Here is a 16,078-nt window from a genome sequence, read left to right as displayed (position 1 = left end):
ATGACTACAGGCAGTGCTCTGTACATCCCGCCTTACAAGGCAGACGACCAGGATGTGGTCGTCGAACTGAACAACCGTTTTGGCCCCGAGGCGTTCACCGCCCAGCCAACCCGCACCGGCATGCCGGTGCTTTGGGTTGCGCGTGCCAAACTCGTCGAAGTCCTGACCTTCCTGCGTAACCTGCCTAAGCCGTACGTCATGCTCTATGACCTGCACGGCGTGGACGAGCGTCTGCGCACCAAGCGTCAAGGGCTGCCTAACGGCGTCGACTTCACTGTGTTTTATCACTTGATGTCGATCGAACGTAATAGTGACGTAATGATCAAGGTCGCCTTGTCCGAGAGCGACCTCAGCGTGCCGACCGTGACCGGCATCTGGCCGAACGCCAACTGGTACGAGCGTGAAGTGTGGGACATGTACGGCATCAACTTTGCCGGCCACCCGCACCTGACCCGCATCATGATGCCGCCGACCTGGGAAGGTCACCCGCTGCGCAAGGACTTCCCGGCCCGTGCCACCGAGTTCGACCCGTTCACCCTGAACCTCGCCAAGCAACAGCTTGAGGAAGAAGCCGCGCGCTTCAAGCCTGAAGACTGGGGTATGAAGCGTTCCGGTGCGAACGAGGACTACATGTTCCTCAACCTCGGCCCTAACCACCCTTCCGCGCACGGTGCGTTCCGCATCATCCTGCAGCTGGACGGTGAAGAGATCGTCGACTGCGTGCCGGACGTTGGCTACCACCACCGTGGTGCCGAGAAGATGGCCGAGCGTCAGTCCTGGCACAGTTTCATCCCGTACACCGACCGTATCGACTACCTCGGCGGCGTGATGAACAACCTGCCGTACGTGCTCTCGGTCGAGAAGCTGGCCGGCATCAAGGTGCCGGAGAAGGTCGACGTCATCCGCATCATGATGGCCGAATTCTTCCGGATCACCAGCCACCTGCTGTTCCTGGGCACATACATCCAGGACGTCGGCGCCATGACCCCGGTGTTCTTCACGTTCACCGACCGTCAGAAGGCGTACACGGTGATCGAAGCCATTACCGGTTTCCGTCTGCACCCGGCCTGGTACCGCATTGGTGGCGTCGCTCACGACCTGCCGCGCGGCTGGGAAAAACTGGTGAAAGACTTCGTCGAGTGGATGCCAAAGCGTCTGGACGAATACCAGAAAGCCGCCCTGGACAACAGCATCCTGCGTGGCCGGACCATCGGCGTCGCCGACTACAACACCAAGGAAGCCCTGGAATGGGGTGTCACTGGTTCCGGCCTGCGCGCCACCGGTTGCGACTTCGACCTGCGCAAGGCGCGTCCGTACTCCGGTTATGAGAACTTCGAATTCGAAGTGCCGCTGGCCGCAAATGGCGATGCCTACGATCGCTGCATCGTGCGCGTCGAAGAAATGCGCCAGAGCATCAAGATCATCGACCAGTGCATGCGCAACATGCCGGAAGGCCCGTACAAGGCGGATCACCCGCTGACCACGCCGCCGCCGAAAGAGCGCACCCTGCAACACATCGAGACCCTGATCACGCACTTCCTGCAAGTTTCGTGGGGCCCGGTCATGCCGGCCAACGAATCCTTCCAGATGATCGAAGCGACCAAGGGCATCAACAGTTATTACCTGACGAGCGATGGCGGCACCATGAGCTACCGCACCCGGATTCGTACCCCAAGCTTCCCGCACTTGCAGCAGATCCCTTCGGTGATCAAAGGCAGCATGGTCGCGGACTTGATCGCGTACCTGGGTAGTATCGATTTCGTTATGGCCGACGTGGACCGCTAAGCATGAACAGCACGCTTATCCAGACAGACCGTTTCACCTTGAGTGAAACCGAGCGCTCGGCCATCGAGCACGAGTTGCATCACTACGAAGACCCGCGCGCGGCGTCGATCGAAGCCCTGAAGATCGTCCAGAAGGAACGTGGCTGGGTGCCGGATGGCGCTTTGTACGCCATCGGCGAGATCCTCGGCATCCCGGCCAGCGACGTAGAAGGCGTGGCGACGTTCTATAGCCAGATCTTCCGTCAGCCGGTTGGCCGTCACATCATTCGCGTCTGCGACAGCATGGTCTGCTACATCGGCGGCCACGAATCCGTGGTCAGCGAAATCCAGAGCAAGCTTGGCATCGGCCTGGGTCAGACCACCGCCGACGGTCGTTTCACTCTGCTGCCGGTCTGCTGCCTCGGCAACTGTGACAAGGCACCGGCGTTGATGATCGACGACGACACTTTCGGTGATGTGCAGCCTGCCGGCGTTGCCAAATTGCTCGAGGGCTACGTATGACCCTGACTTCCTTCGGCCCTGCCAACCGCATCAAGCGGTCGGCCGAGACTCACCCGCTCACCTGGCGTCTGCGTGACGACGGCGAAGCCGTGTGGCTCGACGAGTACCAGGCCAAGAACGGTTACGCCGCTGCGCGCAAAGCCTTCGCCGACATGGCTCAGGACGATATCGTCCAGACCGTGAAGGATTCGGGCTTGAAAGGTCGCGGCGGTGCAGGCTTCCCCACGGGCGTTAAGTGGGGCCTGATGCCCAAAGACGAATCCATCAACATCCGCTACCTGCTGTGCAACGCGGATGAAATGGAGCCGAACACCTGGAAAGACCGCATGCTGATGGAGCAACTGCCCCATCTGCTGATCGAAGGCATGCTGATCAGTGCCCGCGCGCTGAAAACCTACCGGGGCTACATCTTCCTGCGTGGCGAATACACCACCGCCGCCAAGCACCTCAACCGTGCCGTAGAAGAAGCCAAGGCAGCAGGCCTGCTGGGTAAAAACATTCTGGGCAGCGGCTTCGATTTCGAGCTGTTCGTCCACACCGGCGCCGGGCGTTACATCTGCGGTGAAGAAACCGCACTGATCAACTCCCTCGAAGGCCGCCGCGCCAACCCGCGCTCCAAGCCGCCCTTCCCTGCCGCCGTTGGCGTGTGGGGCAAGCCGACCTGCGTGAACAACGTTGAAACCCTGTGCAACGTGCCGGCGATCATTGCCGACGGCGTGGACTGGTACAAATCGTTGGCCCGTGAAGGCAGTGAAGACATGGGCACCAAGCTCATGGGCTTCTCCGGCAAGGTCAAGAACCCTGGGCTGTGGGAACTGCCATTCGGCGTCACCGGTCGCGAGCTGTTCGAAGACTACGCCGGCGGCATGCGCGACGGTTACAAGCTCAAGTGCTGGCAGCCTGGCGGCGCCGGTACCGGTTTCCTGTTGCCGGAACACCTGGATGCACAAATGTATGCCGGCGGCATCGCCAAGGTTGGCACCCGTATGGGTACCGGCCTGGCCATGGCGGTGGACGACAGCGTCAACATGGTGTCCTTGCTGCGCAACATGGAAGAGTTCTTCTCCCGCGAATCCTGTGGCTTCTGCACCCCGTGCCGTGACGGTTTGCCGTGGAGCGTCAAGCTCCTGCGCGCCATCGAGAACGGTGAAGGGCAAGCCGGCGATATCGAGACCCTGCTGGGTCTGGTCGGCTTCCTCGGCCCTGGCAAGACCTTCTGTGCTCACGCACCGGGCGCCGTGGAGCCGTTGGGCAGCGCAATCAAATACTTCCGTCCAGAGTTCGAAGCCGGCATCGCGCCTACCAGCGCCGCCGTCCCGCCTCTGGCAAGGCCGATCGTAGTCGGCGCGTAAACGCTTAAAAAGGCGAAGGGTCCGTGCCCTTCTCCTTCTCGTGTGATGACGCCTTGAACGGCTGTGTTGATTCACGCGAATACAAGATTCCATTAGCCACGCCCGCTGACACCGGGCCAACGAAGAACTTTGAACCATGGCCACTATCCACGTAGACGGCAAAGAGCTCGAAGTCGATGGGGCAGACAACCTGTTACAGGCATGTCTGTCGCTAGGCCTCGATATCCCGTATTTCTGCTGGCACCCAGCCCTTGGCAGCGTTGGCGCTTGCCGCCAGTGCGCGGTCAAGCAGTACACCGACGAAAACGACAAGCGTGGTCGGATCGTCATGTCCTGCATGACCCCCGCCACCGACGGCAGCTGGATCTCCATCGACGACGAAGAAGCGAAAGTATTCCGCGCCAGCGTCGTTGAATGGCTGATGACCAACCACCCTCACGACTGCCCGGTCTGTGAAGAAGGCGGTCACTGCCACCTGCAAGACATGACGGTAATGACCGGCCACAACGAGCGCCGTTACCGCTTCACCAAGCGTACCCACCAGAACCAGCAACTGGGCCCGTTCATTTCCCACGAAATGAACCGCTGCATCGCTTGCTACCGCTGCGTGCGCTTCTATAAGGATTACGCCGGCGGCACCGACCTCGGTGTGTTCGGCGCCCACGACAACGTGTACTTCGGTCGCGTAGAAGACGGCGTACTGGAAAGCGAGTTCTCCGGCAACCTCACCGAGGTCTGTCCGACCGGTGTGTTCACCGACAAGACTCACTCCGAGCGCTACAACCGCAAGTGGGACATGCAGTTCTCGCCGAGCATCTGCCATGGTTGCTCCAGCGGCTGCAACATTTCCCCGGGCGAGCGCTACGGTGAACTGCGTCGTATCGAAAACCGTTTCAACGGTTCGGTAAACCAGTACTTCCTGTGCGACCGTGGCCGTTTCGGCTATGGCTACGTCAACCGCGAAGATCGCCCGCGTCAGCCTTTGCTGGCCAACGGCACCAAGCTGAGCCTCGACGAAGCACTGGATAAAACCGCTGACCTGTTGCGCGGTCGCAACATCGTCGGCATCGGTTCGCCACGTGCCAGCCTCGAAAGCAACTACGCGTTGCGCGAGCTGGTGGGCGCCGAGCACTTCTACTCCGGTATCGAAGCCGCTGAGCTGGAACGCATTCGTCTGGTCATGCAGGTGTTGAAAGACAGCCCGCTGCCGATCCCGAACATGCGCGACATCGAAGACCACGATGCAATCTTCGTCCTCGGTGAAGACCTGACCCAGACCGCTGCGCGCATGGCCCTGTCCCTGCGTCAATCGGTCAAAGGCAAAGCTGAAGACATGGCCGACGCCATGCGCGTTCAACCTTGGCTCGACGCTGCGGTGAAGAACATCGGTCAGAACGCTCTGAACCCGCTGTTCATCGCCAGCCTGGCTGAAACCAAGCTCGACGACATCGCCGAAGAATGCGTTCACGCTGCGCCAGACGACCTGGCCCGCATCGGTTTCGCCGTGGCTCACGCGCTCGACGCCAGCGCCCCAGCGGTTGAAGGCCTGGATGCTGAAGCCCTCGAACTGGCCAAGCGCATCGCTGACGCCCTGCTCGCGGCCAAGCGCCCATTGATCATTGCCGGTACCTCGTTGGGTTCCAAGGCGCTGATCGAAGCGGCTGCAAACATCGCCAAAGCCCTGAAGCTGCGCGAGAAGAACGGTTCCATCAGCCTGATCGTGCCAGAGGCCAACAGCCTCGGCCTGGCCATGCTCGGTGGTGACTCGGTCGACGCCGCGCTGCAAGCGGTGATCGACGGCCGTGCCGACGCCATCGTCGTGCTGGAAAACGATCTGTACACCCGCACCGACAAAGCCAAGGTTGATGCCGCCCTGACCGCCGCGAAAGTGGTGATCGTTGCCGACCATCAGAAAACCGCCACCAGCGATCGCGCGCACCTGGTTCTGCCAGCCGCCAGCTTCGCCGAAGGCGACGGTACTTTGGTCAGCCAGGAAGGTCGCGCCCAGCGCTTCTTCCAGGTCTTCGATCCGAAATACATGGACGCCAGCATCCTGGTTCACGAAGGCTGGCGCTGGCTGCATGCCCTGCGCGCGACCCTGCTGAACCAGCCGATCAACTGGACCCAGCTGGACCACGTCACCGCTGCCGTCGCTTCAAGCACGCCGCAACTGGCGCGTATCGTTGATGCCGCACCGTCCGCCTCGTTCCGCATCAAGGGCATGAAACTGGCCCGCGAACCGCTGCGTTACTCCGGTCGTACCGCCATGCGTGCCGACATCAACGTGCACGAACCGCGTACTCCGCAAGACAACGACACCGCGTTCAACTTCTCGATGGAAGGTTACTCGGGCTCGGTCGAACCGCGTCAGCAAGTACCGTTCGCCTGGTCTCCGGGCTGGAACTCGCCACAAGCCTGGAACAAGTTCCAGGACGAAGTCGGTGGTCACATCCGCGCTGGCGACCCGGGCACCCGCCTGATCGAAAGCACCGGTGATTCGCTGAACTGGTTCGCCGCTGTTCCGCGTGCGTTCAACCCGGCTCCGGGCACCTGGCAAGTTGTGCCGTTCTTCCACCTGCTGGGCAGCGAAGAGAACTCTTCGAAAGCCGCGCCGGTTCAGGAACGCATCCCGGCCGCTTATGTCGCTTTGGCCAAATCCGAAGCTGATCGTCTGGGTGTCAATGACGGCGCTATGCTGAGCTTGAACGTTGCTGGTCAGACCCTGCGTCTGCCGCTGCGCATCAATGAAGAGCTGGGTGCCGGTCTGGTTGCATTGCCTGCGGGCATCGCCGGCATTCCGCCAGCGATCTTTGGCAAATCCGTTGACGGTCTGCAGGAGGCAGCGCAATGACTTGGTTCACTCCTGAAGTGATCGACGTGATCATCGCAGTCATTCAGGCCATCGTGATTCTGCTCGCCGTGGTGGTGTGCGGCGCGCTGTTGAGCTGGGTCGAGCGTCGTTTGCTCGCCCTCTGGCAGGACCGTTACGGTCCAAACCGCGTCGGCCCGTTCGGCGCGTTCCAGATCGCAGCCGACATGATCAAGATGTTCTTCAAGGAAGACTGGACCCCACCGTTCGCCGACAAGATGATCTTCACCCTGGCACCGGTCGTGGCCATGAGCGCCCTGCTGATTGCCTTCGCGATCATCCCGATCACCCCGACTTGGGGCGTGGCGGATCTGAACATCGGCATCCTGTTCTTCTTCGCCATGGCCGGTCTGTCGGTCTACGCGGTGTTGTTCGCCGGTTGGTCGAGTAACAACAAGTTCGCCCTGCTAGGCAGCTTGCGGGCCTCGGCGCAAACTGTGTCGTACGAAGTGTTCATGGGCCTGTCGTTGATGGGCATCGTGATCCAGGCCGGCTCGTTCAACATGCGCGACATCGTTGATTACCAGGCCCAGAACCTATGGTTCATCATTCCGCAGATCTTCGGTTTCCTGACCTTCTTCATCGCTGGCGTCGCCGTGACTCACCGTCACCCGTTCGACCAGCCGGAAGCGGAACAGGAACTGGCCGACGGTTACCACATTGAATATGCCGGCATGAAATGGGGCATGTTCTTCGTCGGCGAGTACATCGGCATCGTGCTGATTTCGGCGCTGCTGGTGACCTTGTTCTTCGGTGGCTGGCACGGTCCGTTCGGCATTCTGCCGCAGATCCCGTTCATCTGGTTCGCGCTGAAAACCGCGTTCTTCATCATGATCTTCATCCTGTTGCGCGCTTCGATTCCGCGCCCACGGTATGACCAAGTGATGGACTTCAGCTGGAAGTTCTGCCTGCCGCTGACCCTCGTCAACATGCTGGTGACCGCTGCGATCGTGTTGCTCAACACGCCCGCCGTCGCGGCTCAGTGAGGATAGAGAATCATGAAGTACATATTTGACATCGTGCATGGCTTCTTCACCCAGCTTCGCAGCCTGGTGATGATTTTCGGCCACGCCTTCCGCAAGCGCGACACGCTGCAGTACCCGGAAGAAGCCGTGTACCTGCCGCCGCGCTACCGTGGCCGTATCGTCCTGACCCGCGACCCTGATGGCGAAGAGCGTTGTGTAGCCTGCAACCTGTGCGCCGTGGCGTGCCCGGTTGGCTGTATCTCGCTGCAGAAAGCTGAAACCGAAGACGGTCGCTGGTACCCGGACTTCTTCCGCATCAACTTCTCGCGCTGCATTTTCTGCGGCCTCTGCGAGGAAGCCTGCCCGACCACCGCGATCCAGCTGACACCGGATTTCGAGATGGCCGAGTTCAAACGTCAGGACCTGGTGTACGAGAAAGAAGATCTGCTGATCTCCGGCCCCGGCAAAAACCCTGATTACAACTTCTATCGTGTTGCAGGTATGGCGATTGCCGGGAAGCCGAAAGGCTCCGCGCAAAACGAAGCCCAGCCGATCAACGTGAAGAGCTTGCTGCCTTAAGGAAGAAAGATGGAATTCGCTTTCTATTTCGCATCGGGTATCGCTGTGGTGTCCACGCTTCGCGTGATCACCAACACCAACCCTGTGCACGCCCTGCTCTACCTGATCATTTCGCTGATCGCCGTGGCCATGACGTTCTTCGCCCTCGGCGCACCGTTTGCCGGTGTACTGGAAGTGATCGCCTACGCTGGCGCCATCATGGTGCTGTTCGTGTTCGTGGTGATGATGCTGAACCTGGGCCCGGCCTCGGCTCAGCAAGAGCGCGTCTGGCTCAAGCCCGGTATCTGGCTCGGCCCGGTGATTCTCGGCGCATTGCTGCTGGGTGAACTGCTGTATGTGCTGTTCAGCCATTCCAGCGGTCTGGCCGTCGGCCACACCACCGTAGACGCCAAGGCCGTGGGCATCAGCCTGTTCGGTCCGTATCTGCTGGTGGTCGAACTCGCCTCGATGTTGCTGCTCGCTGCAGCCGTCACGGCGTTCCACTTGGGCCGCAACGAAGCCAAGGAGCAATGACGATGCCTGCTATCCCTATGGAGCATGGTCTGGCGGTCGCCGGCATCCTGTTCTGCCTCGGTCTGGTCGGCCTGATGGTCCGCCGCAACATTCTCTTCGTGCTGATGAGCCTGGAGGTCATGATGAATGCCTCCGCACTGGCGTTCATCGTTGCCGGTAGCCGCTGGGCGCAGCCGGATGGACAGATCATGTTCATCCTGGTGATCAGCCTGGCAGCCGCCGAGGCCAGTATTGGCCTGGCGATTCTGTTGCAGCTGTACCGCCGCTTCCACACTCTCGATATCGACGCTGCCAGCGAGATGCGCGGATGAATCTTCTCTATCTGACTTTCGTATTCCCACTCATAGGTTTCCTGCTGCTGTCGTTCTCACGCGGCCGCCTCTCGGAAAACCTGTCGGCGCTGATTGGCGTCGGTTCCATCGGCCTGTCTGCCATCGTCGCGACTTACGTGATCTGGCAATTCAACGTCGCCCCGCCGGAAGGCGGCCACTTCACTCAGGTGTTGTGGCAGTGGATGGCGGTGGAAGGCTTTACGCCGAGCTTCACGCTGTACCTGGATGGCCTGTCCGTGACCATGCTAGGTGTGGTGGTCGGCGTCGGCTTCCTGATCCACCTGTTCGCGTCCTGGTACATGCGCGGTGAAGCCGGTTACTCGCGCTTCTTCGCCTACACCAACCTGTTTATCGCCAGCATGCTGTTCCTGGTCCTGGGCGATAACCTGTTGTTCCTGTACTTCGGCTGGGAAGGCGTGGGCCTGTGCTCGTACCTGTTGATCGGTTTCTACTACAGCAACCGCAACAACGGTAACGCGGCACTCAAGGCTTTCATCGTGACCCGTATCGGCGACGTGTTCATGGCCATCGGCCTGTTCATCCTGTTCGCCCAACTGGGCACGCTGAACGTCCAGGAACTGCTGGTGCTGGCACCGCAGAAATTCCAGGCCGGCGACTTCTGGATGGTCATGGCCACCCTGATGCTGCTGGGCGGCGCTGTCGGTAAATCCGCGCAACTGCCACTACAAACCTGGCTGGCGGATGCGATGGCCGGTCCTACCCCGGTTTCGGCACTGATCCACGCTGCGACCATGGTGACCGCTGGCGTTTACCTGATCGCCCGTACTCACGGCCTGTTTGCGTTGGCGCCGGACATTCTGCACCTCGTCGGCATCGTCGGCGGCGTGACCCTGGTGCTGGCGGGTTTTGCCGCACTGGTCCAGACCGACATCAAACGTATCCTCGCCTATTCGACCATGAGCCAGATCGGCTATATGTTCCTGGCCCTGGGCGTTGGTGCCTGGGACGGCGCGATCTTCCACCTGATGACCCACGCCTTCTTCAAGGCGCTGCTGTTCCTTGCATCCGGTTCGGTGATCGTTGCCTGCCACCACGAGCAGAACATCTTCAAGATGGGCGGCCTGTGGAAGAAACTGCCGCTGGCCTACACCAGCTTCATCGTCGGCGGTGCGGCACTGTCTGCCTTGCCACTGGTGACCGCAGGTTTCTACTCCAAGGACGAAATCCTCTGGGAAGCGTTCGCCAGCGGCAACCACGGTCTGCTGTACGCAGGTCTGGTCGGCGCGTTCATGACTTCGCTGTACACCTTCCGCCTGATCTTCATCGCGTTCCACGGTGAAGCGAAGACTGAAGCGCACGCCGGTCACGGCATTGCTCACTGGCTGCCACTGTCGGTGCTGATCGTACTGTCGACCTTCGTCGGCGCCATGATCGTTCCGCCACTGCACGGTGTGCTGCCGGAAAGCGTCGGCCATGCCGGCGGCGAAGCCAAGCACAGTCTGGAAATCGCTTCGGGCGCCATCGCCCTGGCCGGTATCCTGCTGGCCGCGCTGCTGTTCCTCGGCAAGCGTCGCTTCGTCACTGCAATCGCCAACAGCGGTATCGGCCGCTTCCTTTCGGCCTGGTGGTTCGCTGCCTGGGGCTTCGACTGGATCTACGACAAACTGTTCGTCAAGCCATACCTGGCGATCAGCCACGTACTGCGCAGAGACCCGCTCGACCAGACCATCGGTCTGATTCCGCGTATGGCCAAAGGTGGTCACACCGCCCTGAGCCGTACCGAAACCGGTCAACTGCGTTGGTACGCGGCATCGATGGCAGCCGGCTCCGTGCTGGTCATCGGCGCCATCGTGCTGGTAGCGGTCTGAATATGAACCTTGCGAACTTGCGAAAGGAATTGAGCCCGTCATGATTCTGCCTTGGCTAATCCTGATCCCCTTCATCGGCGGCCTGCTGTGCTGGATGGGTGAGCGCTTCGGCGCCACCCTCCCCCGCTGGATTGCGCTGATCACCATGTCCCTGTTGCTCTCCCTCGGCCTTTGGCTGTGGGCCAACGGTGACTATTCATTTGCCCCGGCGCCTGGCGCCGATCCGACCTGGGCGCTTGAGTTCAAGCACATCTGGATCGAGCGCTTTGGCATCAGCGTGCACCTGGCCCTCGACGGCCTGTCGCTGCTGATGATCATGCTGACCGGTCTGCTGGGCGTGCTCTCGGTCCTCTGCTCGTGGAAAGAAATTCAACGTCACGTTGGCTTCTTCCACCTGAACCTGATGTGGATCCTGGGCGGTGTCGTCGGCGTGTTCCTCGCCCTCGACCTGTTCATGTTCTTCTTCTTCTGGGAAATGATGCTGGTGCCGATGTACTTCCTCATCGCGCTCTGGGGTCACAGTTCTTCGGACGGCAAGAAAACCCGGATCTACGCGGCGACCAAGTTCTTCATCTTCACTCAGGCATCCGGCCTGATCATGTTGGTGGCGATCCTGGGTCTGGTCCTGGTCAACTTCAACGACACCGGCGTGATTACCTTCAACTACGCCGACCTGTTGAAAACCAAGATGTCGATGACCACCGAGTACATCCTGATGCTCGGCTTCTTCATCGCCTTCGCGGTCAAGCTGCCTGTCGTACCGTTCCACTCCTGGTTGCCTGACGCTCACGCCCAGGCGCCAACGGCAGGTTCGGTCGACCTGGCCGGTATCTTGCTGAAGACGGCGGCTTACGGTCTGCTGCGTTTCGCCCTGCCGCTGTTCCCGAATGCTTCGGCCGAGTTCGCGCCGTTCGCCATGGCCCTGGGTCTGATCGGGATCTTCTACGGTGCGTTCCTGGCGTTCGCGCAAACTGACATCAAGCGTCTGGTAGCGTACTCCAGCGTTTCGCACATGGGCTTCGTGCTGATCGGCATCTACTCCGGCAGCCAACTGGCGCTGCAGGGCGCGGTGATGCAGATGCTCGCGCACGGCCTTTCGGCCGCGGCACTCTTTATCCTGTGTGGCCAGCTCTACGAGCGCACTCACACTCGCGACATGCGCGAAATGGGTGGCCTGTGGTCGAAGATCGCCTACCTGCCAGGCGTCAGCCTGTTCTTCGCGGCGGCCTCCCTGGGCTTGCCGGCGACCGGTAACTTCGTCGGTGAGTTCCTGATCCTGATCGGCACCTTCCCCACTTCGCCGTGGATCACCGTGATCGCGACGTCCGGCCTGGTGTTCGGTTCGGTCTACTCGCTGATCATGATTCACCGTGCCTACTTCGGCGCGTCCAAGTCGGACGCGGTGATGCATGGCATGGATGGTCGCGAACTGATCATGGTGGTCGGGCTGGCGGCGCTGCTGATTTACATCGGCGTGTACCCGCAACCGTTCCTCGATACCTCTGCCGCGACGATGCATGGCGTGCAGCAGTGGCTCGGCACCGCCTTCACTCAACTCGCTTCGGCCCGGTAAGAGCGCTATGGAATTCACGACTCAACACTTTATCGCGCTAGCGCCGTTGTTGATCACCAGCGCCACGATCATCGTGGTGATGCTGGCGATTGCCTGGCGCCGCAACCACTCGCAGACCTTCCTGATTTCGGTGGCAGGTCTGAACCTGGCGCTGTTGTCGATCCTGCCAGCCTTGAAAGTCGCGCCTTTGGCCGTGACCCCGTTGCTGCAAATCGATAGCTTCGCTTGCTTGTACATGGCGCTGATTCTGGTCGCCACTCTCGCTTGTGTGACTCTCGCCCACGCCTACCTCGGCGATGGCGGTTCGGGTTACCCGGGCAACCGTGAAGAACTGTACCTGCTGATCCTGATGTCCGCCGCCGGTGGCCTGGTTCTGGTCAGCGCGCAGCACCTGGCCGGATTGTTCGTTGGTCTGGAACTGCTGTCGGTGCCGGTCTATGGTCTGGTGGCCTATGCCTTCTTCAACAAGCGTTCGCTGGAAGCCGGTATCAAGTACATGGTGCTGTCGGCCGCCGGTTCCGCGTTCATCTTGTTCGGTATGGCGCTGCTGTACGCCGATTCGGGCAGCCTGAGCTTCGTCGGTATCGGCCAGGCGCTGGCGGCTACTGGTCTGCCAAGCTCGCTGGCGCAACTGGGCCTGGGCATGATGCTGATCGGTCTGGCGTTCAAGCTGTCGCTGGTGCCGTTCCACCTCTGGACTCCGGACGTGTACGAAGGTGCTCCGGCACCGGTGGCCGCGTTCCTGGCCACCGCTTCCAAAGTTGCCGTGTTCGCGGTGATGGTGCGTCTGTTCCAGATCTCGCCAGCGGCAAGCAGCGGTGTGCTGAGTGACGTACTGACCATCATCGCCATCGCGTCGATCCTGTTCGGTAACCTGCTGGCACTGACCCAGAGCAACCTCAAGCGTCTGCTGGGTTACTCGTCCATCGCGCACTTCGGTTACCTGCTGATCGCCCTCGTGGCGAGCAAGGGTCTGGCCGTGGAAGCCATCGGCGTGTACCTGGTCACCTACGTGATCACCAGCCTCGGCGCCTTCGGCGTGATCACCCTGATGTCCTCGCCGTACAACGGCCGTGACGCCGATGCCCTGTACGAATACCGCGGCCTGTTCTGGCGCCGCCCGTACCTGACCGCCGTGCTGACCGTGATGATGCTGTCCCTGGCCGGTATCCCGCTGACCGCGGGCTTCATCGGCAAGTTCTACATCATCGCTACCGGCGTCGAGTCCCATCAGTGGTGGCTGGTCGGTTCCCTGGTACTGGGTAGCGCCATCGGCGTTTTCTACTACCTGCGTGTGATGGTCACTCTGTTCCTGATCGAGCCGAACCTGCGTCGCCACGATGCGCAACTGCACTGGGAACAACGTGCAGGCGGCGTGATGCTGCTGGCCATCGCGGCACTGGCGTTCTTCCTGGGTCTGTATCCGCAGCCATTGCTGGTCCTGGTTCAGCAAGCCGGGTTGGCGGGTTGATCGCTTAGGCGACACTCGGTAGAAAACAGAAACGGCACCTTCGGGTGCCGTTTTTGTTTTTGTGGCATTCACCATCGCAAGCGTTTGGGATGGCCTCTTCGCGGGCGAGCCCGGCTCCCACAGTAATCGGGATGATCACAGATTCTGTGCATGACACCAAACCTGTGGGAGCGTGGCTTGCCCGCGAAGGCTTCAGGTCAGTCAATATCTTCGTTATCTGGCCCACCGCCTTCGCGAGCAAGCTCGCTCCCACAGGTTTCAGTGGTGTTCACAAACGCCAAGTACACCCAAAACCACTGTAGGAGTGAGCCTGCTCGCGATAGCGGCGTATCAGTCAACACATGCTTGATTGACAGTCCGCTATCGCGAGCAGGCTCACTCCTACAAGGGTTCGCTGAAGTTCGTGTGGCATCCACATGACGAGATTGTAATTACCCCATCACCTTCGTGTTATCCGCAGATTGCAACGATGTCACCCGGCAACCATGCCGGTGGGCCATTGCCCGCCGAACGAAAAAACCAAGCCGAAGCACGTTGCCGTTCTGCCGGAACCCAAGGAGTGATTGATGGATAACACTATAAAAATGTCGATGGCCGCTTTGGCTGTAGTGGTCGGCTCAGGGCCGTCCATGGTCTTGGCGCAAGATAAAGCCGAGGGATTTATCGAAGGCAGCAGCCTGACGGTACTCAACCGCAACTTCTACTTCAATCGTGATTACCGCAAAGGCCAGTCCAGTCCGACCGGCAATGGGTACTCCGAAACCTGGGCCCACGCCATCATCAGCGAATACGAGTCCGGATTTACCCAAGGCACCGTCGGGGTCGGTGTCGATGCATTTGCGATGATCGGCTTGAAACTCGATACCGGTGACGGTCGCAACGGTGGCGACAGTTCGTTCGACATGCTTCCGGTAGACAGTGACGGCCAGGCACAGGACGAATACACCAAGGTGGGTGGCGCCGCCAAAATTCGGGCCTTTGACACGGTGATAAAAGTCGGCGACGTGTTCCCCGCCACCCCGGTGGTTGCGGCAGGTGACTCTCGATTGCTTCCGGAAAGTTTCCGAGGCGTCACGGCCACTAACAACAGCATCGAAGATCTGACGGTTCAGGGCGGTCGCTTGCATGCCATGAGCCAACCGGTGTCCAGCGACATGCGCGAAAACTTTGAGACCTTCTATGGCGGTCCGGTTAACTCACCGTGGGCCAGTTACTACGGCGGCGACTACGCGTTGAACAACAACCTCAGTTTCAGTTTGTATTCCAGCCGCCTCAAGGATGCCTGGAATCAACACTACGCAGGCACCGCATGGACTTACCCGCTGTCGGATGAGCTGTCGCTGTTTGGCGGCCTTAACTATTACAAGGCGGTCGATGAAGGCAAACAGTTGCTCGGCAAGTTTGACAACAACATCTGGAGCGGCCGGGTCGGCGTGAAACTCGGCGCCCACTCCGTCGCATTATCCCACCAGCGCAACAACGGTAATGACGACTTCGACTACCTGCGTCAGTCCGACTCGATCTTCCTCGACAACTCCCTCCAGTACAGCGACTTCAACGCGCCCAAGGAGCGTTCGTGGATGGCGCGTTACGACCTCGACATGACCACCTATGGCGTGCCCGGTTTGTCGTTAATGACCCGTTACGCCCGCGGCACTGACGCCGACTATTCCAACGCCAACAGCGTGTACATGCGCCGCGATGCCGACGGCAATCCGCTGACCGATCAGAAGCGCTGGGAGCGTGATATCGAAGTCAAATACGTAGTGCAGAGTGGCTCGTTGAAAGACATGTCACTGCGTCTGCGCCAGGCCACTACCCGCGCCACGGCGTTCGAGTCGGATCTGGATGAAGTGCGGGTGATTGTCGAGTATCCGTTGGCGATTCTTTAGGTTTACCGCGTCTCCACTATTCACCTTTAGAAGCTCCTTGCTCCTTTGGAAAGAGGTGAATTTTTTGGCGTCCTTCGGGGCGCCTTTTTTTGGCCCGGACTTGGCCGGCCCATCCACCATCTTCATCGACTGACCCACCGCTATCGCGGGCAAGCCCTGCTCCCACAGGTTCAGCGGTGTACGCAACGACTTCAGGTACCCCGGAAATACTGTGGGAGCGAGCCTGCTCGCGATGAGGCAGGCCCATCCAGCATCTTCATTGACGGACCCACCGCTATCGCGAGCAGGCTCGCTCCCACAGGGTTATGCAGCAGGATCGACGTTATCCAGCGCCTTGTTCACCGCCAGCTCGCCAAGCATCACCACCTGTGCAATACCCAGCAACGTCCTGCGGTGCGTGCCTTCCAGCAGCGCGGCA

13 protein-coding genes are annotated in these 16,078 nt (G+C 60.4%); 12 read left to right on the top strand and 1 reads right to left on the bottom strand.

The window, feature by feature from the left end:
* The 12 genes from nuoC to KGB06_RS18370 all read left to right on the top strand — a co-directional run bounded on the left by nuoC (position 1) and on the right by KGB06_RS18370 (position 15,660).
* Positions 1-1,785 (top strand): NADH-quinone oxidoreductase subunit C/D, encoded by a 1,785-nt coding sequence (gene nuoC / locus KGB06_RS18425; protein WP_223518227.1) that lies wholly within the window; start codon positions 1-3, stop codon positions 1,783-1,785.
* A 2-nt stretch (positions 1,786-1,787) separates the two neighbouring features.
* Complete coding sequence (nuoE, locus tag KGB06_RS18420; RefSeq protein ID WP_008020715.1) at positions 1,788-2,285, top strand: NADH-quinone oxidoreductase subunit NuoE; 498 nt, start codon at positions 1,788-1,790, stop codon at positions 2,283-2,285.
* Positions 2,282-3,637, top strand: a complete 1,356-nt coding sequence (gene nuoF / locus KGB06_RS18415) for an NADH-quinone oxidoreductase subunit NuoF (protein ID WP_223518225.1) — start codon at positions 2,282-2,284, stop codon at positions 3,635-3,637. The genes nuoE and nuoF overlap by 4 nt, the downstream gene beginning before the upstream one ends.
* Positions 3,638-3,773: 136 nt before the next feature.
* Positions 3,774-6,488: an NADH-quinone oxidoreductase subunit NuoG gene (gene nuoG, locus KGB06_RS18410; RefSeq protein ID WP_223518223.1), complete on the top strand. Its 2,715-nt coding sequence runs from the start codon at positions 3,774-3,776 to the stop codon at positions 6,486-6,488.
* Positions 6,485-7,492 carry an NADH-quinone oxidoreductase subunit NuoH gene (gene nuoH, locus KGB06_RS18405; RefSeq protein ID WP_223518220.1) on the top strand — a complete coding sequence of 336 codons (1,008 nt, stop codon included), beginning with the start codon at positions 6,485-6,487 and terminating at the stop codon, positions 7,490-7,492. Before nuoG ends, nuoH begins: the two co-directional genes overlap by 4 nt.
* A 12-nt stretch (positions 7,493-7,504) precedes the next feature.
* A complete protein-coding gene (nuoI, locus tag KGB06_RS18400; RefSeq protein WP_007946418.1) occupies positions 7,505-8,050 on the top strand; it encodes an NADH-quinone oxidoreductase subunit NuoI in 546 nt (181 codons plus the stop codon).
* Between the two features lie 9 nt (positions 8,051-8,059).
* A complete protein-coding gene (nuoJ, locus tag KGB06_RS18395; RefSeq protein ID WP_223518219.1) occupies positions 8,060-8,563 on the top strand; it encodes an NADH-quinone oxidoreductase subunit J in 504 nt (167 codons plus the stop codon).
* Positions 8,564-8,565: 2 nt separating this feature from the next.
* Positions 8,566-8,874, top strand: coding sequence for an NADH-quinone oxidoreductase subunit NuoK (gene nuoK / locus KGB06_RS18390; RefSeq protein ID WP_007946416.1), 309 nt, complete (start codon positions 8,566-8,568; stop codon positions 8,872-8,874).
* Positions 8,871-10,724 carry an NADH-quinone oxidoreductase subunit L gene (nuoL, locus tag KGB06_RS18385; protein ID WP_223518218.1) on the top strand — a complete coding sequence of 618 codons (1,854 nt, stop codon included), beginning with the start codon at positions 8,871-8,873 and terminating at the stop codon, positions 10,722-10,724. The genes nuoK and nuoL overlap by 4 nt, the downstream gene beginning before the upstream one ends.
* Before the next feature lie 40 nt (positions 10,725-10,764).
* Complete coding sequence (nuoM, locus tag KGB06_RS18380) at positions 10,765-12,297, top strand: NADH-quinone oxidoreductase subunit M (RefSeq protein WP_223518216.1); 1,533 nt, start codon at positions 10,765-10,767, stop codon at positions 12,295-12,297.
* A 7-nt stretch (positions 12,298-12,304) separates the two neighbouring features.
* Entirely contained in the window at positions 12,305-13,768 is a 1,464-nt protein-coding gene (nuoN, locus tag KGB06_RS18375) for an NADH-quinone oxidoreductase subunit NuoN (RefSeq protein ID WP_223518214.1), read from the top strand.
* 566 nt (positions 13,769-14,334) lie between these two features.
* Positions 14,335-15,660, top strand: coding sequence for an OprD family porin (locus KGB06_RS18370; RefSeq protein ID WP_223518213.1), 1,326 nt, complete (start codon positions 14,335-14,337; stop codon positions 15,658-15,660).
* A gap of 303 nt (positions 15,661-15,963) precedes the next feature.
* On the opposite strand, the gene KGB06_RS30135 is transcribed toward KGB06_RS18370, so the two are convergent.
* Positions 15,964-16,078, bottom strand: a 115-nt coding sequence (locus tag KGB06_RS30135; RefSeq protein WP_411741856.1) for a DUF6124 family protein, incomplete at its 5' end; no start/stop codon positions are given.

It is taken from the genome of Pseudomonas sp. GL-B-19 (assembly GCF_019956415.1).
Taxonomy (GTDB): domain Bacteria; phylum Pseudomonadota; class Gammaproteobacteria; order Pseudomonadales; family Pseudomonadaceae; genus Aquipseudomonas.
The sequence above is the reverse complement of the archived record's forward strand: the minus strand, read 5'-3'. Positions and strand labels throughout refer to the sequence as shown.